Below are 23,994 nucleotides of genomic sequence, written 5' to 3'. Positions count from 1 at the left end.
GATTCGGTGAAGAGGAGAGGTTTGAATGGCATCCGCCGCCGAACTCGATCGTCCGTCCGACGCACTCGAGAATTTCCGTGCCGAAGTGCGCGACTGGCTCGCCGCCAATTTTCCGGCATCGCTCAAGGGCAAGGGCAATGCGCTCGCCAGCGTCGAGGGGCCGACCCAGGAAACGCCCGAAATGACGACCTGGCGCCAGGCGATGGGCGAAAAGGGTTGGGGCGTGCCGACCTGGCCGAAGGAATATGGCGGCGGCGGGCTCAGCCGTGCAGAGGCCAGGGTGCTGGCGGACGAGATGGCGCGCGTCGATGCGTGGAACCCGATCGGCGGCATGGGCGTGATGATGTTCGGCCCGACATTGCTTGAATATGGCAATGAGGCGCAGAAGCGCGAGCATATCCCGGCGATCGCCAAAGGCGAGGTGCGCTGGTGCCAGGGCTATTCCGAGCCCAATGCCGGATCGGACCTCGCCAATCTCCAGACTTTCGCCGAGGACAAAGGCGATCATTATGTCGTCAATGGCCAGAAGACCTGGACCTCGGGCGGGCAATGGGCGGACAAATGCTTCTGCCTCGTCCGCACCGACAAAACGGAAAAGCATAAGGGAATCAGCTTCCTGCTGATCGACATGACCGCGCCGGGCGTCGAGGTGAAGCCGATCAAGATGATCAGCGGCATGTCGCCGTTCTGCGAGACCTTCTTCACCGACGTGAAGGTGCCGAAAGAGAATCTGGTCGGCGAGGAAGGGCAGGGCTGGACGATCGGTAAGCGCTTGCTCCAGCACGAGCGGACCAATTTGTCGGGCGGCGGGTCGCGGCTGATGCCGAGCGGACCGGGCCTGCCAGACGTCGCCAAGAAATATGTCGGCGTGGATGCCGAAGGGCGGATCGCCGATCCCGATCTGCGCGCGCGGATCGCCAAGTTCGAGATGGACTGGCGCGCCTTCCTGCTGACCGCGATGCGGATCCAGGCCGAATCCAAGGCAAAGGGCGGCGTGTCCGAAGTGTCGTCGATCCTCAAGACGATCGGCACCAAGCTCGGCCAGGAACGCGCCGAGCTGACCATCGAAATCCAGGGGCTGCAGGGCCTGGGCTGGGAAGGCGAGGGCTTCAGCGAAGCCGAGCTGCACGGCGTCCGCGCCTGGCTCTTCGGCAAGGCGACGACGATCTATGGCGGCTCGACCGAGATCCAGAACAACGTGATCGCCAAGCGCATCCTGGGGATGCTGGATCATCAGTAAATCATAGCCCTCTCCCGCTTGCGGGAGAGGGTTGGGTGAGGGTCTTCTTTCTTCTTTTTTTGTGCGGTCGAAGAAGAAAGAAGACCCTCACCCTCCCACCGCTGCGCGGCGGGTCCCTCCCTCTCCCGCAGGCGGGAGAGGGGAAAAAGGCGAAGGAGTTTAGACATGGCCGTCCTCAACGAAGAACAGACGATGCTGCGCGACATGGCGCGCGAATGGACTCGCAATGAAAGTCCGGTGACCGAGTGGCGCAAGGTACGCGATGCCGATACCGCGACCGGCTACGATCCCAATGTTTATAACGAGATGGCGCAGATGGGTTGGGCGGGGATCGTCATTCCCGAAGCCCAGGGTGGCTCCGATTTCGGCTGGCTCAGCCTGGGGCTAGTGATCGAGGAACTCGGCCGCACGGTGACTGCGAGCCCGCTATCGGCAAGTGCCGTGGCGGCTTCCGCGATCGTGCTTGGTGGCAGCGACGCGCAGAAGGATGCCTGGCTGCCCAAGATCGCGAGCGGTGAGCTGGTCGCGACCTTCGCGCTCGATGAAGGGCCGCGTCATGATCCTGAGAATATCAAGACAGCAGTCGCGGGCGGCAAGCTCAGCGGGGCCAAGGCGTTCGTGGCGGAAGGCGACAGCGCCGGCCTGTTCGTCGTCGCGGCGACGGACGGGCTTTATCTGGTCGACGGGAACCAGGCCGGCATATCGCGGTCGCGTCGTCACTTGACCGATTTCCGCAGTCACGCCGACGTCACGTTCGACGCGGTCGAAGCCGACAAGCTGGCGAACGGTGGCGACAAATTGCTCGACCAGGTGCTCGATCGCGCACGCGTGGTAGCCTCGGCCGAGATGCTCGGCATGGCGCAACAGGCGTTCGAGACGACGCTCGATTATCTCAAGCAACGCCGCCAGTTCGACCAGGTGCTGTCCACCTTCCAGGCACTGCAGCACCGCATGGCCGGTCTGTTCAGCGATATCGAGTTGATGCGCTCTGCAGTCGAAGCGGGACTCGCGGCGATCGATGCCGGCGGCGATACGCGACAGGCAGCCTTGCTCGCCAAGACAAAGGCGAACGAGGTTGGCCACGCGATGAGCCGCGAGATGATCCAGCTCCATGGCGGGATCGGCATGACCGACGAATATGATGCCGGATTCTACCTCAAGCGCATGCGGGTGCTGGAAGCGGTATGGGGAAACACCGCCTATCTGCGCGACCGGTTCGCGCGGCTCGGCGGCTACTGAACTCAACACCTTTTCTGGCCATGTTTCCGGAATCCGGTTTGCCCGGCTTCGGAGCCATGCGCCCGTGCCCATTCCGCGCCGAACCGAGAATCCATAGCGATTTGCAACGCGACTAACGCTTGACGTAGGGTCACCCATAGTGCCTATTCGAGTAATGGGTATGGAGCCGATCAAGGTGCTCCAGCTCGTTTGGGGAGAGGCATATGACCAAGACAAGGTTGCTTTGCGCCTGCGCTATTTCCGTGTTTGCGGTATGCGCGGTGTCGTCGGCGGCTGCCCAATCGGCGCCGGCCGCGGATCCGCAGGACACTGGCGGCACGCCGGACATCATCATCACCGGTTCGATCATCAGGGGTACGCCGGAGGACGCGGCATTGCCGGTCAACGTCATCGGCGCCGATGAACTCCAGAAGCAGGGCTCCCCTTCCGCGGTCGAATTGCTCAAGGCGCTGCCGACATCGAGCGCGGTGCTCGGCGACTCGAACCAGTTCGACAGCCGTTCGCAGGGCGCGGAAGGCATCGCCACCGCCAACCTCCGCGGCCTGTCGCCGCAACGGACCCTGGTGCTGCTCAACAATCGGCGCTTGGTCACGGCCGGCAACGGCGTCCCCGCAGTCGATATCAACCTGATTCCGTCCGCGGCGATCGGCCGCATCGAAGTGCTCAAGGATGGCGCGGCGGCGACCTACGGATCGGACGCGGTCGCGGGCGTGGTCAATTTCATCACCCGTACCGACCAGGAAGGGTTTCGCGCCTCGGCCGCCTATCGTTGGGTCAAGGACACCGACGGCGATATCGACGCGTCGCTGAGCTACGGCCATGTCGGCAATGGCTTCAGAATGCTTGCCGCGGTCGGCTTCAATAAGCGCGGTCAATTGCTCGCGCGCGACCGTGCATTCGCGGTCCAACCCTTTCTCAACAATCCACAGGGCGGCTGGACCGGTGGTGGTAACCCCGCCAACTTCCTGCTGGTTGGTCCAAGTGCCACCCCTGGCGTCGTTACCCCCTATACGGGGGTCGTGGCCGATACGAGCTGCGTTCCCCTGGGCGGGTATCTTGGCGCGAACGGCCGCTGCTCGACTCAATATACCGGGTTCGACACGCTGGTAGACCTTGAGAAGCGCATCACCGCCTTCACCGATGTCGAGGTCGATCTCGGCGGCAGTCACAAATTCGAGGTCACCGCGCTTTATGGACGCACGACGGTCCCGCACTATCTGACCTCGCCGTCCTATCTGCTGACGCAGTTGCCCTCGACGGTGTCGCTGGGCGGTTCGGTAGCGAACACCAGTCTCGGGCTCGGTTTCTATGTGCCGGCGAACAATCCGGGGTTCATCGCCTACAAGGCCGCCAACCCGTCGCTTTTCATCAATCCGGTAACGGGCAATCCATTGCCCGCAAGCGGAGCCGTCTTCCCGCTGCTGCTATTCCGTCCGTACATGGCCGGCGGCAATCCCTCTACGCTCGGGGATTCGGGTGAGACCGGTTCGGCCCGCGGCATGCGCAAGTCGGAATCGATCCGTTTCACGGCCGAATTCAGCGGCAAACTGGCGCCGAAGCTCGATTACAGCCTGTCGGCGACCTATCACCAATATTATCGTTACATCGACGGCTACGACTCATTCGGCGACCGCATCCAGCTCGCGTTGCGCGGGTTGGGCGGCCCGAATTGCACCGGCAACGTGCCCGGCGCGAACGGCTGCATGTGGCTCAATCCGTTCGGCAACGCGGTAACCGCCGGCGCGATCAATGGCACGACCAACCCGCAAGGCAATGCCGCTTTGGCCAATACCAAGGCACTGACCGATTGGTTCTTCGTGCGGTCGTCGACCGCGGTCGATTCACAATTGTTCGTGCTCGACGGCAATATCAGTGGCTCGACCGGCATCAAGCTGCCGGGCGGCGACATCCAGTTCGGCGTCGGCGCGCAATATCGCTATAATTGGTTCGACACCAAATATGCCGCGAACAACAACCTGGCGGTCAATCCGTGCCGCGACACGCCGATCACCGGCAACACAAATCCGGCGGCCTGCGCCCCGACCTCGGGCGTAACCCCGAGCCCCGCGACCGGCGCGCTGGCGTTCCTGGGTACCAACCGCGACAGCTTCCTGAAGGGCGGCGTCAAGGCCGTGTTCACCGAATTGCAGCTCCCGGTGTTCGACAGCTTCAATATCCAGGCAGCCGTGCGATATGAGGATTATGGTGGCTCAGTCGGTTCGACCGTCGATCCCCAGGTCCGCGCGCGGTGGCAGGTTACGGACTGGCTCGCCATCCGCGGGGGATATGGAACGACGTTCCGCGGCCCGACGCTGGCGAACATCACCAACAATTTCGTGACCGCGCTCCAGCTGATCGGCACGACGTTCAAACCGGTCGACGTCTATGGCAACCCGGCGCTCAAGCCCGAAAGCTCCGAAAACTACTCGGCCGGCATTCTGCTAAAGTTCGGCGGATTCAATGCCAGCGTCGACTATTTCCGCTACAATCTGACCGACGTCATCGTCAGCGATCCGCTGAGCGCGATGGTCGCGACATTGTTCCCGACCGGAATGCCCAACACATGCGCCGCGAACGCGGGCCTTGCCGCCCGGTTCACCTTCTCGACCGGCGCGTGCACCGGGGCGACGACGGTCGCCAACATCGCGCGCGTCAAGACGATGTACCAAAACGGCGCGACCCAGCGTAACGATGGGCTCGACTTCAGCGTCAACTATCGGTCGAACCAGTTCCTCGGCTCCGCTATCCGCTTCGGCGTCGGCGCGGACGCCACGCGGACGCTGCACAACCGGATCAGCGCGATCATCGTGGCGGGAACTAAGGTTCAGGACGCGTTCGATGGCGTCGGGCTGCTCAATTATCAATCGACATTGTATCCGGTGCCGAAATGGAAGGGGCAGGCGTATCTCGACCTTGGCGCCGGCCCGGTCGATGCCCGGTTGACGGTCAACTATACCGACGGACTGCATGACCAGCGTTACGATACCAAGACCGGACCATTCGCGCCCAACTGCGCGCTGGGCCTGAAACCGGGAGCGACCGGCGCCTGCGTCGACTCTGGGCTGACGCCCAACGCCGCGAGCATCCTGACCGGAGCCGATCTCGACGACTTCATCTCCGCGGACCTCAACGTCCAGGTCAAGCTGCCGTGGAAGAACATCGTCCTCACCGGCACGGTGTTCAACATCTTCGACGCATCGCCGCCCTTCGCGCGCGAGGATTACAATTACGAGCCGTTCGTCGGGAATCCCTACGGCCGGATGTTCAAGCTCGGCCTGTCGACCAAGTTCTGACTTTGGCACCCTAGCTTTCTCTCTCCGGCCTCGCCGCGCCAGACCAGCGCGGCGGGGCCGTTGTTTTGCAACGAAAAGAAAGGTCGCCCCTCCCGTGTCCTCCCCCACGCATCTTCCCGAAATCGAGGCGACGTTCGTCCCCAAGCGCCGCGCGCTGACCCTGCTGCTGCTGACCTTCGCCTATTTCTTCAGCTATATGGACCGGCAGATCCTGGCGATCCTGCAGGAAGACATCATCAAGGATCTGCATCTCTCCGACACCCAGATGGCAATCCTGAGCGGCATGGCGTTCGCGATCTTCTATGCCGGGCTCGGCATTCCCGTCGCCTGGCTCGCGGACCGCAGCAACCGCGTGCGGATCATCGCTGGCGCACTTGCGATCTGGAGCGGGTTCACCGCCTTGGGCGGACTTGCCGGCAATTTTTGGCTGTTGCTCGGCGCGCGCATCGGCGTCGGCATCGGCGAGGCGGGATCGAGTCCCCCCAGCCATTCGATCATTGCCGACCTCTATCCGCCGGACAAACGCGCGTCGGCCCTGTCGATCTATTCGCTCGGCGTCGGGCTGGGGGCGGCGTTCGGCACGATCATCGGCGGCGTCGTCGCGACTTATTATGGCTGGCGCGTCGCGATGTACGTGATCGGCCTGCCCGGATTGCTGCTCGCGGCGATCATCTGGGCAGTCGTGCCCGAGCCCAAGCGCGGCCTGTCCGACGCGCAGATCGCGATGGATTCGGCCAGGCCGTCACTGATCGACGGTTTCACCACCTTGTTCGCCAACCGCGCCGCGCTTCACCTCGTCGCCGGTTTCACCCTGACCTCGATGATCGGATACGGCCTCACCGCCTTCGGTCCGAGTTTCATGCAGCGGTCGTTCGGCTTCACGAAGCTCGACATCGCGCTCAAGGTAGCACCCGCCGGCGCGGTCATCGTCGCCGTCGCGGCCATCGCCAGCGGACGGATCGCCGATCGGCTGACACGCCGCTACGGCCAGTACAGCCAGTCATTCATGGTGGTGGTCTTCAAGACGATCGGGCTGCCGCTGGCCCTATGCGTCTATACCGCGACCAACCCGACTTTCGGGGTCGGCGCCTATTTCCTGTCGATCCTGTTTTCGACCGCCTATCTCGGCGTGACCTTCGCGCTGATCCAGTCCGAGGCGCCGATCCGCCTGCGGGCGACCTGGGCGGCGATCACCTTGCTGGTCAACAACATGATCGGGCTAGGACTGGGGCCATTTCTGGTCGGCATGCTCAGCGATGCACTCAAGCCGACCTACGGCGCTGAATCCCTGCGCTATTCGATGTTCGTCTTCGCCGCGATCACCCCCTGGGCGATCTTCCATTATTGGCGCGCGGGCGTGCTGCTCAAGCGCAAGGCGATCGAGCGTAAGGCAGCGCAGGACGCGATTGCCGTCTGAGATTCCTTGTGGTCGCGTGCTTTATCGCGAATAGCCGGATTCCACCTATTCGCAGCACGCTCCGGCAGGCGGCTCAACTATCCACTGCGCGGTCGTCGAACAGGCCGAAGGCGAGGGTGGAGGCATACATCGCCACCGCACGCTCGCGCGGCATTGTCGATGCCCATTTGCGCATGTCGAACGCCGCATTCTGCAGCGCCATCAGCGACTGGCTGACGATCAGCGCATCGACCGGGCGGACCGATCCCTCGGCCGCGCCGTCGGACAGCATGCCAGCATAGCGCCGCGCGATGCGGTTCGAGCGGTCGATCATCGCCTGGCGCACATGGCGCGGCAGGCCGGTCAGCGCGGTCGTGCGCAGCAAAGGTCCACGTTCCGAGAATTGCACGTCGAGCAAGGTCGCGATGATGCTCGACAATCGATGCCACCAGTCGCCACTGCTGTTCTCGCCGACCTGGATCGTTTCGGTGATCGTGTCGAAGCTGCGCTTGTAGCATTCGATGACCAGATCGTCCTTGGCATCGAGATGATGGTAGAAGCTGCCCTTGGTGACATTGAGCTCCGACGCGATGCGCTGCACCGAGGCGCCGCGATAGCCGAGTTCGTTGATCAGCCGGGTGGCCGCGCGCAGGAACGCCTCGCGGCCAGGCTCCGCTTCCTCATGCTCGATATCGAGGATCGCCGGCTCCCATTTGGCGCCCGGGACCGCGATGCCGTAGCGAAACATGTCCATCAACCGCGCCTCGACCCGGTCGAACTGGTCGAGATCGTAGCGCGCGATCCAGGCGGGGATCCAGAAGGTGTTCTCGAGCAGCACGTGCGCGCGCGCGCCAAACAAATCCTTGAGACGGCGATTCTCGGGTTCCTCGCCCCATAAAGCACGCGTTTTGCGGAAAATCTCGCGCCAGGCCGCCATCAGCCGGCCGAGCATCGGATCCTCCATCGCGCGCAAATCGCTCAGCGTCGCCAGCGCGCGCTCCTCGTTTTCGCGGATACGCGCAAACCGCTCCATGTTGAGCGACAGATAGCGGGCGACCCGAGCCTCCGGCGTTGCCTCCATCTGGGCGATGTCGAGCATCTCGCCCAAGGTTTCGAGCGTGTGCTCGAAACACGCCTGGGCGAGATCTTCCTTGCGCTTGAAATAATAGGTCACGCTCGTCGTGTTGAGCCCAACGCGGCGCGCAACATCGGCGAAGGTCATGCCCTTCGCGCTCTGTTCGTTAATCGCTTCGGAAGCGGCGGCCAGGATCGCATTACGTTTCGCCTTGAAACGTTTCGTTCCCGTAACCTCGTCCAGTTCTGCAGTATCGGTTTGCCCCATCCGTCCAGCTTAACATTTCCGTCACACGGGGCCAGCGGATTCCGCAGCGCCATTTCGCTTTTTCGTTGTTCGGAACCCCTCGGAAAAAGAGGATTCAACGGCTTTACCGAAAACTCGGTACGGTTTAGTCGAGATAGCGACAGCCATAGGAGAGAAGCATCATGGACTTTACGCTGAGCGATCGCGAAACCTATTTCCGGGACCGTGTGCGGGCCTTTATCGACAAGGAGATCGCACCCCGAAACGCCGAATATCACAAGCAGTCGCACGAGGGCGAGCGCTGGAAGGTGATCCAGGTGATCGAGGATGTGAAGGAGATCGCCAAGGCGCAGGGCTTATGGAACTTCTTCATGCCGCCGCATTCGGGCCAGACCCATGTTGATGACAGTTTCGAGTTCGAAGGAACCCAGCTTTCCAATCTCGAATATGCTCTATGCGCCGAGGAAATGGGCAAGATCGGCTGGGCTTCGGAATGCTTTAACTGCTCGGCGCCCGACACCGGCAACATGGAAGTCTTCCATCGTTACGGCACGCTCGAGCAGAAAGAGCGGTGGCTGCGGCCCCTGATGGAAGGCAAGATTCGCTCCGCTTTCCTGATGACCGAGCCGGCGGTCGCCTCATCCGACGCCACCAACATCGAAACCTCGATGGTGCGCGAGGGCGACCATTATGTCATCAACGGCCGCAAATGGTGGTCATCGGGCGTCGGCGATCCTCGCTGCGCCGTCGCGATCGTGATGGGCAAGACCAACCCGGACGCCAAGCGCCACGCCCAGCAGAGCCAGATTCTGGTCCCGCTCGATGCGCCGGGCGTCAAGATCGAGCGGATGCTTTCGGTTTACGGGTATGATCACGCCCCGCACGGCCACGGCCAGGTGTTGCTCGAGAATGTCCGCGTGCCGGTCGACAATCTGCTGCTTGGCGAAGGACGTGGTTTCGAGATCGCGCAGGGCCGGCTCGGGCCGGGCCGTATCCACCATTGCATGCGCACGATCGGCGTTGCCGAAACCGGGATCGAGGCCATGGCCAAGCGCCTGCTCAGCCGCGTCGCGTTCGGCAAGCGCATCGCCGACCATTCGATCTGGGAACAGCGCATCGCGCGGGCCCGCATCGATATCGAGATGACGCGGCTGTTGTGCCTCAAGGCCGCGGACATGATGGACAAGGCCGGCAACAAATCCGCCCAGCTCGAGATCGCGATGATCAAGGTCCAGGCGCCCAACATGGCGCTGCAGATCCTCGACGACGCGATCCAGGCGCATGGCGGCGGCGGCGTGTCGGACGACTTCCCGCTGGCGCATCAATGGGCGGCGATGCGGACACTGCGCTTCGCCGACGGTCCCGATGAGGTCCACAATCGCGCGATCGCCCGCAACGAGTTCGGCAAATATGCCGACTACAAGGCCGATATCGTGTCGAGCGGGGACATCGGAGTCAGCCGGTAAGTAGTCGTCGCTCCGGCGGAGGCCGGGGCCGCCGTGTTGCAGGGACCAAAACTTAGCGGCCCCGGCCTGCGCCGGGGCGACGGAGATAAAATGAAGGCAGCCGTTCTGTTCGAAGCGAAGAAGCCGCTCGAAATCTGCGACGTGACGATCGACAATCCGGGCCCGCACGAGGTGCTGATCCGTACCGCGGCCTGCGGCGTGTGCCGGTCGGATCTGCATTTCGTCGATGGCGCCTATCCCACGCCGTTTCCGGCGATCCCCGGCCACGAGGCCGCGGGTATCGTCGAGGCGGTCGGCAGCGAGGTGCGCACGGTCAAGGTCGGCGACGCCGTCGTCACCTGCCTGTCGGCTTTCTGTGGCCATTGCGAATTCTGCGTGTCAGGGCGGATGTCGCTGTGCGTCAGCAACGATACCAAGCGCGCGCGCGATGCGGCGCCGCGGCTCACGCTGAATGGCGAGCCGGTGCACCAGATGCTCAACCTGTCGGCTTATGCCGAGATGATGCTGGTGCACGAACATGCCTGCGTCGCGATCGACCCCGACATGCCGCTCGACCGCGCGGCCCTGCTCGGCTGCGCGGTGACGACAGGCGCGGGGGCGGTGTTCAACGCCAGCCCGGTCACGCCGGGCGAAACGGTGTGCGTGGTAGGTTGCGGCGGCATCGGGCTGGCCGCGGTCAATGCGGCCAAGATCGCCGGTGCGGGCAAGATCATCGCGCTCGACCCGGTTCCGGAAAAGCGCGCTTTGGCGGAAAAGCTCGGCGCGACGCACAGTTTCGACGCGACGGCGGAAGGCACGGTCGCCGAGGTGGTCGAATTGACCAAGGGCGGGGTGCACCACGCGATCGAAGCGGTCGGGCGCGAAGCGTCGGCGCAGACCGCGGTCAAGGTGCTTCGGCGCGGCGGCACCGCGACCATCCTTGGCATGATGCCGATCGGCAGCAGCGTCGGCCTGTCGGCATTCGACCTGCTGGGCAGCAAGCGATTGCAGGGCGGATTGATGGGCGGCAATCGCTTCCCGGTCGATATCCCGCGGCTGGTCGATTTCTACCTGCGCGGGCTGCTCGATCTCGACACGATCATCGCCGATCGCATGCCGATCGAGCGGATCAACGACGCCTTCGACGAATTGCGCAAGGGCGATACCGCGCGCTCGGTGATCACGTTCGGGTAGGGACAGGTTGATGAGCGCACATCCCGACGACGCACCAAAGACGATCGAAGTCGCGGAAAAGGATCGCCTCGACCTAACCAGGCTGAGCGCCTGGATGCAGGCCAATGTCGAGGGATTCGCGGGTCCGCTCGACTACACCAAGTTCGCCGGTGGACAGTCTAACCCGACCTACAAGCTCCAGGCGGCATCGGGCGAGTACGTCCTGCGCCGCAAGCCGTTCGGCAATTTGCTGCCCTCGGCGCATGCGGTCGATCGCGAATATCGCGTGATTGCCGGGCTTTATCCGACCGGCTTTCCAGTGGCGCGGCCATATGGGCTGTGCACCGACCCCGAGGTGATCGGCACCGATTTCTACATCATGGGGTTCGCCGATGGGCGCAACATCTGGGACGGCACGATGCCCGACTATGCGCCCGACGAGCGCACCGGGGTCTACAACGCGATGTGCGACACCTTGGCGGCGCTGCACAATACCGATTACGAGAAAGCGGGCCTGGGCGATTATGGCAAGCCGGGCAATTATTTCGAGCGCCAGGTCGGCCGCTGGACCAAGCAATATCGCATGGCCGAAACCGAGCACATGCCCGCGGTGGAGAAGCTGATCGAATATCTGCCGCGCACCATTCCGCCGCAGATGCGGACCTCCGTGGTCCATGGCGATTACCGCATCGACAACATGATCTTTCACGCCACCGAGCCGCGCGTCATCGCCTTGCTCGACTGGGAATTGTCGACGCTCGGCGATCCGCTCGCCGATTTCAGCTATTTCCTGATGAGCTGGGTGACCGCGCCCGAAGGTCGTTCGGGCGTGATGGGCAAGGCCGGCGGCGACAGCGGCATTCCGACGCTGGAGGACATGATCGAGCGTTATTGCGCGGCCACCGGGCGCGACGGCGTGCCCGACCTCAACTGGTATTTCGCGTACAATCTGTTCCGCCTGACCGGTATCGTCCAGGGCATCAAGAAGCGGATCGTCGAGGGCACGGCGTCATCGGCGCAGGCCGAGAAGTCGGCGGCGGGAGTGTATCGCCTCGCGGACGCGGCCTGGGACTTTGCGCAGAAGGCGGGGGCGTAGATAGCTCGTCGCCCCGGCGGAGGCCGGGGTCGCTGGCCGTGTCGCGCCGTTGCCAACGGCCCCGGCCTCCGCCGGGGCGACGACTAGAAAAAGGAGAGGACAATGTCGCTATTCGACCTGACCGGAAAGGTCGCGGTCATCACCGGATCGTCGCGCGGGATTGGCAAGGCGAGCGTGTTCGAACTTGCCGAACATGGCGCGAAGGTCGTCGTCTCGAGCCGCAAGCAGGATGCCTGCGATGAGGTCGCCGCCGAAATCAACGCCAAATACGGTGACGGCACCGCCATCGCGGTCGCCGCGAATATCTCCGACAAGGAGGGTCTGCAGCATCTGGTCGACGAGAGCCGCCGGGCATTCGGCAAGATCGACATCCTGGTCTGCAACGCCGCGTCCAATCCCTATTACGGGCCACAGGCGGACATCAGCGACGAGCAATTCCGCAAGATCCTCGACAACAATATCGTATCCAACCACTGGCTGATCTCGATGGTCGTGCCCGAGATGCGCGCGCGCAAGGACGGCGCGATCATCATCATCTCATCGATCGGCGGCCTGCGCGGATCGACCGCGATCGGCGCCTATTGCATCTCCAAGGCGGCCGATATGCAACTCGCGCGCAACCTGGCGCACGAATATGGGCCGGACAATGTGCGGGTGAACTGCATCGCGCCGGGCTTGGTGAAGACCGATTTCGCACGGGCACTGTGGGAGGATCCGGAGCGGCAAAAGGCGGCGAATAGTTCGGTACCGCTGCGCCGGATCGGCGAGCCGGAGGATATTGCGGGCGGCGTGGTGTTCCTCGCGTCGAAGGCTGCCGCGTTCACGACGGGTCAGACGATCGTGATGGATGGTGGAGTGACGATCTAATCCTCGCGTCGCCCCGGCGGAGGCCGGGGCCGCTGGGTTTAGAAACGACAACATAGCGGCCCCGGCCTCCGCCGGGGCGACGGAGGAAAGAATGGCACGTTTTACCGGCAAATCGATCATCGTCACCGGCGCTGGATCGGGCATCGGCCGGGCCTCCGCGACCCTGTTCGCGGCGGAAGGCGGCAGCGTCATCGCGGCCGACAAGAGCGAGGCAGTGCACGACACGGTCGAGGCGATCCTAAAAGCAGGTGGCACGGCCAAGGCGATCCAGATGGATGCGGGCGATGAGGGCGATGTGGAACGCACGGTGGCGCTCGCCGTGGCCGAACATGGCGGCCTCGACATCATCTACGCCAATGCCGGGATATCGGGCGGGATCACCGGCATCCTCGACACGCCAGTCGAGCTTTGGACCGAAGTATTGCGGGTGAACCTGATCGGGCCGTTCCTGGCGATCAAGCATGGCGCGCCGGAAATCATCAAGCGCGGCAAAGGCGCGATCGTCTGCACCGCGTCGGTTGCCGGCATCCGCTCGGGCGCGGGCGGACCAGCCTATTCGGCGTCCAAGGCGGGCGTCATCAATCTCGTCGCCACTGCCGCGCAGCAGCTGACCGGCACCAATGTCCGCGTCAACGCGATCTGTCCGGGGCTGATCGAGACCGGTATGACGGCGCGCGTGTTCGAATATGCCCGCGCCAACGACAAGATGGACAAGGTCGGCCGCCTCAATCCGCTCAAACGCGCCGGCGTTCCGGAAGAAATTGCGCGGGTCGCCTTGTTCCTAGCGAGCGACGATGCGAGCTACGTCAACGGCCAGGCCTGGGCAGTCGACGGCGGCCTGTCGTCGAGCCACCCGGTCACGCGGCAGGAGTTCGGCAAGCCTGCCGTTTGAGGAGTAGAAGAGATGCTGTTGATTATGGGCACGGTGCGGTTGCCGGCAGGCGGGCTCGATCGCGCGCGGGCGGCGATGGAGGCAATGGTGACCGCGAGCCGTGCCGAGGACGGCTGCTTCACTTATGCCTATGGCCAGGATGTACTCGATCCAACGCTGATCCATGTCGTCGAACGCTGGCGCGATCGTGACGCGCTCAAGGCGCATGGCGCATCGGCGCACATGGCCGAATGGCGCGTACAGGGCGCCGAGCTCGGGCTGCACGACCGTGACCTGAAACTCTATAACGCCGACGAGGGCACGCCGCTCTGACGGTTTGACAGACTCGCCGCAACGCCGCACCCTGCGATGACAAGCAGGGGGAGGGTTGAGATGCGCAAGTTTCTCACGGGCTTGGCAGTGGTCGTCACGTTTGCCGGCGCGACACCTGCCGTTGCTCAGGACAACGGCGCCAGTGACGGCACCGCGGAAATCATCGTCACCGGCTCGCTGATCCGCAAGCGCAACAATAATGACGACCAGCCCAGGCCCGTAATCCCGCCCGCCGCGGTGCAGATGCTGCGCCGCACGGCCGACTTCGCCATTCAACAGGTCGTGATTGCGAGCGACACTGTCGGTGACGATGAGGCCAAGAAGGAAGTGCTGGCTATGGTCCGCAAGGCGGTCGATTCCGCCGGCGCCTCGGGCGTGCTCGTCGCGAGCGGCGACATCGTGGTCGAACCGCTGACCGTCGGCAATTATACCGATCTCAAGGTCCTCGATGGCGACGAGGACGACAATGATCCGGACGACACTATCGACGGGCAATTCGTCAAGTTCCTGGTCAAGGTACCGCTCGCGCCCGGCGTCGATGCCAAGACGGCGTTGGCCAAGATCGATCAGTTCATCAAGAAAGTGCCGCAAGTCGGTCGCGCTGAAATGAAACCATATGGCGACCTGACGCTGAGCGTGGTCAATCCCGAGCAATATCGCGGCGCGATCATCGACTTGGTCGCCAAGGACACGGGGGGGACCAGCGCGAAATTCGGAGCCGGCTATGGCGTCGAAGTCACGGGACTCGACAAACCGGTGCAATGGAAACGCGCGGGGCTGACCGAGGTGCAGCTATTCCTGCCCGCGAACAGCACCATCCGGCCGCGCAACTGAACGCAAGGAGGAGAGCAATGCGGATCATCGCCGGCAGTCTGACCATCCTTGCCGCGGTCGCGAGCGTCACGCCGCTATTCGCGCAGGAAGTCATCGTCACCGCGCAACGCCGATCGCCGAGCGATTATAATGGCGGCTATGCCAATGGCATCGTCGCCACCCAGCGGTCGATCATCAACCTCAAACGCAAAGCCGATTATGTCGTGCAGAGCGTGCGACTGACCGGCGACACCCGAGATGCGACGGTGCGGATGAACGACATCAACGCGACGTTGCGCACGATGATCGCCGGGGCGCCCAAGGCCGGCGTGGAATTGGCGACGGGCGACTATATCGTGGAACCGCTCACGACGACCAATTATCGGAACCTCACTTATGGCGGCGATGGCCGGCCCGACACCTCAACCACGACCTTCCTCGTCAAGGTGAAGCTCACGCCCGACATGGATATCGCCGCGGCCAAGACGCAAATCGGCCGCTTTGTCGATGCCGTAGCCAAGGCCGGGCGGTCGACATTGACCGTGATGGGCGAGCCGACTTTGTCGGTCGTCAATCCGGACCAATATCGTGGGCAGATCGCCGATCTGATCGCCGCCGACGCCGCGACGATGAAAGTGAAGTTCGGGCCCGATTACGGCGTCAACGTCAGTGGACTCGATCGGCCGGTCGAATGGGCGCGGGCGGGGCCGATCGACGTGGTCCTGTACCTTCCCTCTACTTATACCGTCACAAGGAAGTAGGGCTCAGCTCCTAGGCTCGCGCTTGCGGATCAGGCCTTCCTGCGCGACGCTCGCCACCAGGCGGCCGTCGCGAGTGAAGATGCTGCCGCGGTTCATGCCGCGGCCGTGCCCGGCCCACGGGCTGTCCATCGCGTAGAGCATCCATTCGTCGGCGCGGAATGCCTCATGGAACCACATCGCGTGGTCGAGGCTCGCGGTCTGCATGCCGGGCGTCATCCAATTGACGCCGTGCGGCATCATGCTCGTCGCCATCAGCCCCATGTCGCTGGCATAGGCCAGGATTGCGCGGTGCATCGCCGTATCGTCGCCGAGCGGGGCAACGGCACGGATCCAGCTATAGTTGATCGGTTCGCGCGCGGCGGGCGAGAACCAGTTGCGCGGGTAGAGCGGGCGAACGTCGATCGGGCTCGCCCAGCGGAGGAAACGCGCGCGATGTTCTTCGGGCATGTGCTGCGCCGCCTCGACGCGCAGCTCGCTTTCGGATTTGAGGTCTTCGGGCGGCGGAATGTCGACGGGGAACGCATCCTGATGATGCAGCCCGCCTTCGGGTACCTGGAACGATGCGGCCATATTGAGGATCGGCTGGCCGTTCTGCGTCGCGATCACGCGCCTGGTGGCGAAACTCTTGCCGTCGAAATCGCGCACGACGCGATAGATGATCGGCAGCGCGTCGTCCCCGGCGCGCATGAAATAAGCGTGCAGCGAGTGCGCGTCCTTGCCTTCCGCCGATCGTTGCGCCGCTTGCAGCGCCTGGCCGATCACCTGACCGCCGAACACGCGGCCCTGGCCACCGGGGACCTTCATGCCGCGATAGAGATCGGCATCGAGTTCCTCGACATCGAGCAACGCGACGAGCCCCTCGATCAGCTGTTCGGGGGTGCGCTTGGGGCGCGAATTGGGGTCTTCTTCGGCCATCAATAACCGGCGTTACGCGCGATTTTGTCGGCATGGAAGTTGGCGTCGCCGAACATCTCGGCCAGCACGCGCTGGCGCTTCATGTAGAAGCCGATGTCATATTCGTCGGTCATGCCGATGCCGCCATGCATCTGCACGGCTTCCTGCACCGCGAGCATCGAGGCGAGCCCGGTCTGTGCCTTGGCGACCGAGACGGCTTCGTCCGCGCGCTCTGCGCCGCTGTCGAGCATCTGCTGCGCGCGGAGCGTGGCGGCGCGGGCCACTTCCATTTCCGAATAGAGGTGCGCGGCGCGGTGTTGGAGCGCCTGGAACGTGCCGATCACGACGCCGAACTGCTTGCGCTGCTTGAGATAATCGACGGTCATGTCCGTCGCCCCTGCGCCGACGCCGAGCATCTCGGCCGAGGCGCCGGTGCGGCCGGCGCGAAGCAGGCGATTGAGCGGATCGCGGCCGGCATCGACCTCGCCGATCACCGCATCAGCGGTGACCTCGACATTGTCGAAGTCGAGCCGCGCGGCGATGCTCGAATCCGCGAGCCGCTCTGGCGTCGCGGTCAGGCCGGCAGCGCCCTTGTCGATCGCGAACAACGTTACGCCGTTCTCATCCGCATCCGACCCGGATGTGCGCGCGGCAACGATGATCAGGTCGGCGACATGGCCATGAGTGACGAACTGCTTCTTGCCCGACAGGCGGAAGCCGTTGCCCGACCGTTCGGCCTTCATCCCGACGCTGTCGCGAAACTTGGCCTGCTCGTCGATCGCCAGCGCGGCGACGGTCTCGCCGGCCAGAATGCCGGGGTAGAATTTGCCGGCGAGTGCGCTGCCCCTGAGCGCTTCGATCGCGGCGACGGCAGTGGCGAGAAACGGGGAGGGCGACAGGTTGCGACCGATCTCCTCGAGCACGACGCCAGCCTCGACATGGCCGAGCCCGAGCCCGCCTTGATCCTCGCCGATCAGGATGCCGGTGAAGCCCATCTCGGCGAACGACTTCCACAAGTCGCGGCTGAAGCCGTCGGCATTGTTGGTATCGCGGAGCTCGCGGAGGTGTTTGACCGGGGCATGTTCGCGCACGAAGTCCTTCGCGGTATCCGCGAGCATGGATTGTTCGTCGTTGAGATAGAGGGGCATTCTTTACTCGCTTTCGTCATCCCAGCGAAAGCTGGGATCTTGTCGATCTTGGCGTGTGCTTGCGGCACGAGATCCCAGCTTTCGCTGGGATGACGACTAAGATGGCAATTCCAAAATCCGCTTCGAGATGATGTTGAGCTGCACCTCGCTGGTGCCGCCCTCGATCGAATTGGCCTTGGTCCTGAGCCACGCCCGCGGCGCAGCGCCGGTGTTCGACTCCTGGCTTTCCCATTCGAGCGCATCGGAGCCACCCGCCGCCATCATCAGTTCGTGGCGCGACTTGTTGAGCTCGGTGCCGTAATATTTCATCATCGACGGCTGGGCAGGGTGCGCCTTGCCGGCTTTTAATTCGTCGATGAACTTCTCCGACATGGCAGTGAACGCCTTGGCGCGCACCTCGAACAGCGCCATCTGCGCGCGCAGCACCGGATCGGCGAGGGTGCCGTCGTCGGTCAGGCCGACAGTCCGCTTGGCGCCATCGACCAGCGGGTTGCCGCCGCTCGATCCCAGCCCCATGCCGCTGATCATCTCGCGTTCGTGACCGAGTAGGTATTTGGCGACGTCCCAACCCTTATTCACTTCGTGAACAAGGTTTTCCTTGGGGACCTTCACATTGTCGAAGAAGGTTTCGCAGAACGGCGAATAGCCCGAGATCAGCAGGATCGGCTTGGTCGACACGCCCGGCGTCGCCATGTCGAACAGCAGGAAACTGATGCCGCCTTGCTTGACCGTCTTGTCGGTGCGCACCAGGCAGAAGATCCAGTCGGCGTAATTGGCATAGCTGGTCCAGACCTTCTGTCCGTTGACCAGATAGTGATCGCCTTTGTCTTCCGCAGAGGCCTGCAAACTGGCCAGGTCGGATCCGGCGCCGGGCTCGGAATAGCCCTGGCACCAGCGGATCTCGCCGCGCGCGATCTTGGTCAGATGCTCGATTTTCTGCGCCTCGGTGCCGTATTTGAGCAGCGCCGGCCCAAGCATCGAGATACCGAAAGAATTGAGTGGGTTGCGGCATTTGAGCCGCGCCATTTCCTCGCGCAGGATCTTGGTTTCGGCCGGCGACAGACCGCCGCCGCCATATTCCTTGGGCCAGTCGGGTACGGTCCAACCCCTCGCGCCCATTGCGCCCATCCATTGCTTCTGCGCCGGCGTCATCTTCGACTGGTCGCGTCCGCCCCAAACGACATCGGCATCGGACCGCACCGGCTCACGCATCTCGGCCGGGCAATTGGCTTCGAGCCAGGCGCGGGTTTCGGCGCGGAAAGTTTCGAGGTCTTCGGTCATTGGATGGCTCCATGCGCCAGCCGGGCAACGGCGATGGCTTTGTGGTCGAGATAGGTGTCGGCGATCGCCTGCACGCCGATCGGCATGCCATCAGGGTCGACGCCGATCGGGAAGCTGGTCGCGGGCAGCATCGGAAAAGTCGCGAGCCCCGGAAAGGCGAATTGCAGGCCGAATGGCGTGGGCTCGCCGTCGATGTCGAGCACACGCTTGGGTAAGGGCGTCGGATCGTGTGGGAAAGCAGTGACGCCCAAGGTCGGCGCGATCACCGCGTCGTAGCTCGCGAGCAGGCGGTTCCAGGCGCGCGCGTTACGCGCCTGTTCGTCGCGCAGGTCGAACCATTGGACCAAGGTGGTCGCCGCCGATCCATCCTGCGGCACGCCGCGTGCGATCGTGATGTTGAGCATCTTCATATAGGCGCGCTGCTGCGCTTCGAGATCGGGAAGCAGGTCGCTCTTGCGATCGACCGACACGCCGAGATCGTGGAGCGCGTCGGCCAATCGATCGAGCGCGTCGGCGATCGGCGCGGCGACCCTTGCATGCGGATGCGAATTGAGCACCAGCACGCGATATTCGTTCGCCGGACGATTATCGGCCTGTTTGAGCGGATGGTCCGACAGGATGTCGAGCGCGAGCGCGAGGTCGTCGGGGTTGCGCGCCATCGGCCCTATCACCGACAATTCGCCGGGCGCGCCGTCGGTGCCTGGAAAGTAATGACCGTCCCGACTGAGCGCGCCGAAAGTTGGCTTGTGGCCCCAGACGCCGTTGAACGCGGCGGGCACCCGGATCGAGCCGCCGATATCGCTGCCCAGTTCGAGCGGCACCATGCCGGCGGCGAGCGCGGCGGCGGCCCCACCCGACGATCCACCCGCGACGCGGTCGTGATTGTGCGGGTTGCTGGTGCGACCGTAGATCGGATTGTCGGACTGGAGGTCGGCCAGCATCGGCGGGACGTTGGTCTTGCCCAGGATCACCGCGCCGGCCGACTTGAGCCGCTTCACGGCGAGCGCGTCATCCTGCGCGGTGAAGTCCCGCGCCGCTTCCATGCCCCAGCTGGTCTTGAGTCCGGCGATATCGAAGCTTTCCTTGACCGTCATCGGCACGCCGAGCAGGGGTGCGCGTTCGCCGGCGGCGAGACGTTGATCCATCTCATGCGCCTGATGCCTGGCGCGGTCGAAATCGCGGACGACGACGGCATTGATCGGCCCGTCGCGCGCTTCGATCCGTGCTATCGCGGCTTCGCATTCGAGCAACGCACTGGTCTCGCCGGAGCGGATCGCCTTGGCGGTTTCGATCGCCGATTTTTCGGTCACGCGGTCCAGAACGTCCGTCATAGTCGACCTCATCTCGTTGCCCCGGCGGAGGCCGGGGCCGCTGGAAACTTGGCCCGGTCGGTGCGCCAAACGGGCCGGCCCCGGCCTTCGCCGGGGCGACGCAACTTCATGCTCAGAACTTCTCGCCAGCCTTGGCCTTGGCCCTCAGCAGCGGCGATACCTCGACGCCGTTCTTCTCCAGTCCGGCTACGACCTTATCCAAACCAACGGTATTGCCCCAGAACATCGGACCGCCGCGATAGACCGGCCAGCCGTAACCGTAGATCCACACCACATCGATATCGGACGCGCGCTGTGCCATGCCTTCGTCGAGGATCTTCGCGCCTTCGTTGACCATCGGATAGATGGTCGCGGCGATGATATCCTCGTCGGTGAAATCGTGCCTGGCCTGGTTCGACCGGCTGCGGAAATCCTCGATAATCTCCGCGACCTCGGCCGATGGCGTCGGGTTGCGGTTCTCGTCATAATCGTACCAGCCCTTGCCGGTCTTTTGTCCCCAGCGGCCGCGCGCGCACAGCACGTCGCGGATCGTGTCCTGCTTGGTAGGATCGCGATGCCAGCCGATATCGACGCCGGCCAGGTCGCCCATCTGGAACACGCCCATCGGGAAACCGAAATCGACCAGCGCCTTGTCGATCTGTTCGGGCCGCGCGCCTTGCATCAGCATGGAATTGGCGGGGGCGTTGCGCGCCGACAGCATGCGGTTGCCGATGAAGCCCGGGCACACGCCCGACACCACTGCGACCTTGCCGATCGGCTTGGCCAGCGCCATCACCGTCGCCAGCACGTCCGGCGCGGTCTTGGCGCCGCGCACCACTTCGAGCAGCTTCATGACATTGGCCGGCGAGAAGAAGTGCATGCCCAACACGTCCTGCGGACGGCCGGTCGCAGAGGCGATCTCGTCGACATTGAGGTAGGACGTGTTCGACGCCAGGATCGCGCCGGGTTTGACGATTTTGTCGAGCTTGCCGAACAGCTCCTTCTTGACCTCCATATTCTCATAGATCGCCTCGATGACGAGGTCGCACTCCTTGAGGTCGTCGAGGCTCAATGTCGGGGTCAGAATCCCCATCATCGCCTCGACCCTTTCGGTCGTGAAGCGGCCGCGCTTGGCTGAATTCTCGTAATTCTTGCGGATCACGCCGACGCCGCGGTCGAGCGCTTCCTGCGCCGTTTCGACGATCGTCACCGGGATGCCGGCGGTCAGGAAATTCATGCTGATGCCGCCGCCCATCGTGCCGGCGCCGACCACGCCGACCTTCTTGATCGGGCGCAACTGCACGTCGGCCGGAATACCGTCGACCTTGGCGGCCTGGCGTTCGGCGAAGAACATGTAGCGCTGGGCAGCGGATTGCGTGCCCATCATCAGCTTCATGAATTCCTCGCGCTCGACGGCGATGCCCTCGGCGAAGGTGCCATGCGTCGACGCCTCGACGCAGCGTATATTGGCGGCGGGCGCATCGAAGCCGCGGAACTTGCGGGCATTGGCTTTCTTGAACGCCTCGACCGCTTCGGGGTCGGCGGTCGCGGTCTTTTCCGACGCGCGGGGCAGGGGGCGCTTACTGGCGATCTCGTTGGCGAAGGCGATCGCATCGGCCTCCAGGCTGTCCTCGCCCGCCAGGCGATCGATCAGCCCGGCCTCCTGCGCCTTCTTGGCGGAAATCGGATCGCCGATCGCGGTCATTTCGAGCGCGAGCTTGACCCCTGCGATGCGCGGAATGCGCTGTGTCCCGCCGGCCCCCGGTAACAGGCCGAGCTTGACCTCGGGGGTTCCGATCTTCGCCGAGGGCACCGCGATGCGATAGTGGCAGCCCAGCGTGACCTCGCAGCCGCCGCCGAGCGCGGTGCCGTGGATCGCGGCGATCACCGGCTTGTCGAGCGCTTCGATCATGTCGATCACCGTGCCGAGGCCCGGCCCCTTCATCGGCTTGCCGAACTCGGTGATGTCGGCACCGGCGAAGAAGGTGCGGCCGTCGCAACGGATCACCACCGCCTTGATCGTCGCATCGGCCTCAGCCTGCTTGATCCCCGCTTCGAGCCCCTCGCGCACCGCCGCACCCAGCGCGTTGACCGGCGGGTTGTTCGAGATGATCACGAGGACGTCGCCATGGCGTTCGGTGCGGATCGGCGAGGCGGGCGTATCGGACATTCTTCTCTCCTGAAATCGTCACCCCGGCGGAGGCCGGGGCAGCTATGTTCTGGCCCGTGCCGGCGATGCGGCCGGCGGCCCCGGCCTCCGCCGGGGCGACGGATTAGGTCAGCGACGAATAGATCAGCGTCTTGAGTTCGCGGCGGATCGGATACAGCCCCGACGGGCTGAGCTGGGTCATGAATACCATGTGCAGCCGCTCGACCGGATCGATGAAGAACGCGGTCGAGAACATCCCGCCCCAATAATATTCGCCCGCCGACCCCGGAATCATCGTCTTGGCGACGTCCTCGGTAACGGCAAAGCCGAGGCCGAAGCCGGTGCCGGCATTTTGCGTCTCGCTGAACAGCGAGCGCGACAGTGTCGACAGGTCCGACTTGCCCGGCAGATGGTTCATCGTCATCAGGTCTAACGTCTTGCGTCCGAGCAGGCGGACCCCGTCGAGATCGCCGCCATTGGCGCACATCTGGCAGAAGCGGTGATAGTCGAGTGCGGTCGAGACCAATCCGCCGCCACCCGAGAGCAATTTGGGCTGGCGCCGCCACAGGCTTTCGCTCGCACGATCGTACATGACGCGACCTTTGTCCGCGACGAAGGTGTAGCAATCGGTCAGCCGGTCGACCTTGCCGTCGGATACCACGAAGCCGGTATCGTCCATCTTGAGCGGCTTGAAGATCTTCTCCGCGAAATATTGGTCGAGCGGCATGCCCGATACGCGCTGGATCACCGCGCCCAGTACGTCGGTCGACACCGAATAATTCCATGCCGTGCCGGGCGAGAATTCGAGCGGGAGCTGGCCCAGTGCCGCGACCAACCCGTCGAGGTCGTTGCCGCCATGCCAATTGTCGATCTTGCCCTCGCGATAGGCGGCATCGACGTTGGTGCGGTTCTGGAAACCATAGGTCAGCCCCGAGGTGTGGCGCAGCAGGTCGAGCATCCGCATCGGCTCGGCGGTCGGCGTCACCGGCAGGAACGGGACGCCTCCGCCGCCGCCATTATAGACGCCGATCCCCTTGAACTCGGGCAAGATGTGATGGACCGGCGTGTCGACCGCGACCTTGCCGTCCTCGACCAGCATCATGAAGCCGACCGAGGTGATCGGCTTGGTCATGCTGGCGATGCGGAAGATCGAGCCCTCGTCGATCGCCTTGTCGGAGCCTTCGATCGCCGCGCCCTGGCTCGAGAAATGGACGATCTCACCGTCGCGACTAATCAGTATCTGCGCGTTCGGCAATTTGCCCGAATCGAGGTACCGTTCCTTCAGGAATGCCGGAATGCGGTTGAGGCGGGCGGCGTCGAAGCCATGCTTTTCGGGCGCTTTCATCAGCATCGCTCTTCCATAC

19 protein-coding genes are annotated in these 23,994 nt (G+C 63.8%); 12 read left to right on the top strand and 7 right to left on the bottom strand.

The window, feature by feature from the left end; genetic code table 11:
* Positions 1-25 precede the first annotated feature (25 nt).
* The 4 genes from AC1DRD_RS13635 (at position 26) to AC1DRD_RS13620 (ending at position 7,189) form a co-directional block, all read left to right on the top strand.
* Positions 26-1,240 carry an acyl-CoA dehydrogenase family protein gene (locus AC1DRD_RS13635; RefSeq protein WP_478041779.1) on the top strand — a complete coding sequence of 405 codons (1,215 nt, stop codon included), beginning with the start codon at positions 26-28 and terminating at the stop codon, positions 1,238-1,240.
* Positions 1,241-1,405: 165 nt separating this feature from the next.
* Positions 1,406-2,479 (top strand): acyl-CoA dehydrogenase family protein, encoded by a 1,074-nt coding sequence (locus AC1DRD_RS13630; RefSeq protein ID WP_478041778.1) that lies wholly within the window; start codon positions 1,406-1,408, stop codon positions 2,477-2,479.
* 203 nt (positions 2,480-2,682) lie between these two features.
* The gene (locus AC1DRD_RS13625) at positions 2,683-5,772 is read left to right on the top strand and encodes a TonB-dependent receptor domain-containing protein (RefSeq protein ID WP_478041777.1); all 3,090 of its coding nucleotides are present in this window, start codon (positions 2,683-2,685) and stop codon (positions 5,770-5,772) included.
* Positions 5,773-5,866: 94 nt separating this feature from the next.
* The gene (locus tag AC1DRD_RS13620) at positions 5,867-7,189 is read left to right on the top strand and encodes a spinster family MFS transporter (protein ID WP_478041776.1); all 1,323 of its coding nucleotides are present in this window, start codon (positions 5,867-5,869) and stop codon (positions 7,187-7,189) included.
* A 73-nt stretch (positions 7,190-7,262) separates the two neighbouring features.
* Here the strand turns inward: AC1DRD_RS13620 and AC1DRD_RS13615 are convergent, their stop codons facing one another.
* Positions 7,263-8,510, bottom strand: coding sequence for a TetR/AcrR family transcriptional regulator (locus tag AC1DRD_RS13615; protein WP_478041775.1), 1,248 nt, complete (start codon positions 8,508-8,510; stop codon positions 7,263-7,265).
* A gap of 161 nt (positions 8,511-8,671) precedes the next feature.
* Between AC1DRD_RS13615 and AC1DRD_RS13610 the strand changes: the two genes are divergently transcribed.
* The 8 genes from AC1DRD_RS13610 to AC1DRD_RS13575 all read left to right on the top strand — a co-directional run bounded on the left by AC1DRD_RS13610 (position 8,672) and on the right by AC1DRD_RS13575 (position 15,848).
* A complete protein-coding gene (locus AC1DRD_RS13610; RefSeq protein ID WP_478029300.1) occupies positions 8,672-9,955 on the top strand; it encodes an acyl-CoA dehydrogenase family protein in 1,284 nt (427 codons plus the stop codon).
* Between the two features lie 90 nt (positions 9,956-10,045).
* Positions 10,046-11,128 carry a Zn-dependent alcohol dehydrogenase gene (locus AC1DRD_RS13605; protein ID WP_478041774.1) on the top strand — a complete coding sequence of 361 codons (1,083 nt, stop codon included), beginning with the start codon at positions 10,046-10,048 and terminating at the stop codon, positions 11,126-11,128.
* Between the two features lie 10 nt (positions 11,129-11,138).
* The gene (locus tag AC1DRD_RS13600) at positions 11,139-12,203 is read left to right on the top strand and encodes a phosphotransferase family protein (protein WP_478041773.1); all 1,065 of its coding nucleotides are present in this window, start codon (positions 11,139-11,141) and stop codon (positions 12,201-12,203) included.
* 102 nt (positions 12,204-12,305) lie between these two features.
* Positions 12,306-13,070 carry an SDR family oxidoreductase gene (locus tag AC1DRD_RS13595; RefSeq protein WP_478029297.1) on the top strand — a complete coding sequence of 255 codons (765 nt, stop codon included), beginning with the start codon at positions 12,306-12,308 and terminating at the stop codon, positions 13,068-13,070.
* Positions 13,071-13,161: 91 nt separating this feature from the next.
* Complete coding sequence (locus AC1DRD_RS13590; protein ID WP_478041772.1) at positions 13,162-13,962, top strand: SDR family NAD(P)-dependent oxidoreductase; 801 nt, start codon at positions 13,162-13,164, stop codon at positions 13,960-13,962.
* Positions 13,963-13,974: 12 nt separating this feature from the next.
* Positions 13,975-14,274: a putative quinol monooxygenase gene (locus AC1DRD_RS13585; RefSeq protein WP_478041771.1), complete on the top strand. Its 300-nt coding sequence runs from the start codon at positions 13,975-13,977 to the stop codon at positions 14,272-14,274.
* 60 nt (positions 14,275-14,334) lie between these two features.
* Positions 14,335-15,108 carry a hypothetical protein gene (locus AC1DRD_RS13580; protein ID WP_478041770.1) on the top strand — a complete coding sequence of 258 codons (774 nt, stop codon included), beginning with the start codon at positions 14,335-14,337 and terminating at the stop codon, positions 15,106-15,108.
* A 17-nt stretch (positions 15,109-15,125) separates the two neighbouring features.
* On the top strand, positions 15,126-15,848 hold the full coding sequence (locus tag AC1DRD_RS13575) for a TonB-dependent receptor (protein WP_478041769.1): 723 nt from the start codon (positions 15,126-15,128) through the stop codon (positions 15,846-15,848).
* 3 nt (positions 15,849-15,851) lie between these two features.
* On the opposite strand, the gene AC1DRD_RS13570 is transcribed toward AC1DRD_RS13575, so the two are convergent.
* From AC1DRD_RS13570 to AC1DRD_RS13545, 6 genes are all read right to left on the bottom strand, one after another.
* Positions 15,852-16,763, bottom strand: a complete 912-nt coding sequence (locus tag AC1DRD_RS13570; RefSeq protein WP_478041768.1) for an acyl-CoA thioesterase — start codon at positions 16,761-16,763, stop codon at positions 15,852-15,854.
* Positions 16,763-17,890, bottom strand: coding sequence for an acyl-CoA dehydrogenase family protein (locus AC1DRD_RS13565; protein WP_478029291.1), 1,128 nt, complete (start codon positions 17,888-17,890; stop codon positions 16,763-16,765). Before AC1DRD_RS13565 ends, AC1DRD_RS13570 begins: the two co-directional genes overlap by 1 nt.
* 96 nt (positions 17,891-17,986) lie before the next feature.
* Entirely contained in the window at positions 17,987-19,171 is a 1,185-nt protein-coding gene (locus tag AC1DRD_RS13560; RefSeq protein WP_478029290.1) for an acyl-CoA dehydrogenase family protein, read from the bottom strand.
* Entirely contained in the window at positions 19,168-20,502 is a 1,335-nt protein-coding gene (locus tag AC1DRD_RS13555) for an amidase family protein (RefSeq protein ID WP_478041767.1), read from the bottom strand. Before AC1DRD_RS13555 ends, AC1DRD_RS13560 begins: the two co-directional genes overlap by 4 nt.
* A 112-nt stretch (positions 20,503-20,614) precedes the next feature.
* Positions 20,615-22,651 carry a 3-hydroxyacyl-CoA dehydrogenase NAD-binding domain-containing protein gene (locus tag AC1DRD_RS13550; RefSeq protein WP_478041766.1) on the bottom strand — a complete coding sequence of 679 codons (2,037 nt, stop codon included), beginning with the start codon at positions 22,649-22,651 and terminating at the stop codon, positions 20,615-20,617.
* Between the two features lie 103 nt (positions 22,652-22,754).
* Entirely contained in the window at positions 22,755-23,981 is a 1,227-nt protein-coding gene (locus AC1DRD_RS13545; RefSeq protein WP_478041765.1) for a serine hydrolase domain-containing protein, read from the bottom strand.
* Positions 23,982-23,994 lie beyond the last annotated feature (13 nt).

The sequence above is a fragment of the Sphingomonas sp. P4_G2 genome, assembly GCF_056401155.1.
This window is presented reverse-complemented; position numbering and strand designations above follow the sequence as displayed.

What these genes read in the sequence shown, in the direction of transcription:
- AC1DRD_RS13635 (WP_478041779.1), top strand. Translation starts at nt 26, where the DNA reads ATGGCATCCGCCGCCGAACTCGATCGTCCGTCCGACGCACTCGAGAAT.
- AC1DRD_RS13630 (WP_478041778.1), top strand. Translation starts at nt 1,406, where the DNA reads ATGGCCGTCCTCAACGAAGAACAGACGATGCTGCGCGACATGGCGCGC.
- AC1DRD_RS13625 (WP_478041777.1), top strand. Translation starts at nt 2,683, where the DNA reads ATGACCAAGACAAGGTTGCTTTGCGCCTGCGCTATTTCCGTGTTTGCG.
- AC1DRD_RS13615 (WP_478041775.1), bottom strand. Translation starts at nt 8,510, where the DNA reads ATGGGGCAAACCGATACTGCAGAACTGGACGAGGTTACGGGAACGAAA.
- AC1DRD_RS13610 (WP_478029300.1), top strand. Translation starts at nt 8,672, where the DNA reads ATGGACTTTACGCTGAGCGATCGCGAAACCTATTTCCGGGACCGTGTG.
- AC1DRD_RS13605 (WP_478041774.1), top strand. Translation starts at nt 10,046, where the DNA reads ATGAAGGCAGCCGTTCTGTTCGAAGCGAAGAAGCCGCTCGAAATCTGC.
- AC1DRD_RS13600 (WP_478041773.1), top strand. Translation starts at nt 11,139, where the DNA reads ATGAGCGCACATCCCGACGACGCACCAAAGACGATCGAAGTCGCGGAA.
- AC1DRD_RS13595 (WP_478029297.1), top strand. Translation starts at nt 12,306, where the DNA reads ATGTCGCTATTCGACCTGACCGGAAAGGTCGCGGTCATCACCGGATCG.
- AC1DRD_RS13590 (WP_478041772.1), top strand. Translation starts at nt 13,162, where the DNA reads ATGGCACGTTTTACCGGCAAATCGATCATCGTCACCGGCGCTGGATCG.
- AC1DRD_RS13585 (WP_478041771.1), top strand. Translation starts at nt 13,975, where the DNA reads ATGCTGTTGATTATGGGCACGGTGCGGTTGCCGGCAGGCGGGCTCGAT.
- AC1DRD_RS13580 (WP_478041770.1), top strand. Translation starts at nt 14,335, where the DNA reads ATGCGCAAGTTTCTCACGGGCTTGGCAGTGGTCGTCACGTTTGCCGGC.
- AC1DRD_RS13575 (WP_478041769.1), top strand. Translation starts at nt 15,126, where the DNA reads ATGCGGATCATCGCCGGCAGTCTGACCATCCTTGCCGCGGTCGCGAGC.
- AC1DRD_RS13570 (WP_478041768.1), bottom strand. Translation starts at nt 16,763, where the DNA reads ATGGCCGAAGAAGACCCCAATTCGCGCCCCAAGCGCACCCCCGAACAG.
- AC1DRD_RS13565 (WP_478029291.1), bottom strand. Translation starts at nt 17,890, where the DNA reads ATGCCCCTCTATCTCAACGACGAACAATCCATGCTCGCGGATACCGCG.
- AC1DRD_RS13560 (WP_478029290.1), bottom strand. Translation starts at nt 19,171, where the DNA reads ATGACCGAAGACCTCGAAACTTTCCGCGCCGAAACCCGCGCCTGGCTC.
- AC1DRD_RS13555 (WP_478041767.1), bottom strand. Translation starts at nt 20,502, where the DNA reads ATGACGGACGTTCTGGACCGCGTGACCGAAAAATCGGCGATCGAAACC.
- AC1DRD_RS13550 (WP_478041766.1), bottom strand. Translation starts at nt 22,651, where the DNA reads ATGTCCGATACGCCCGCCTCGCCGATCCGCACCGAACGCCATGGCGAC.
- AC1DRD_RS13545 (WP_478041765.1), bottom strand. Translation starts at nt 23,981, where the DNA reads ATGCTGATGAAAGCGCCCGAAAAGCATGGCTTCGACGCCGCCCGCCTC.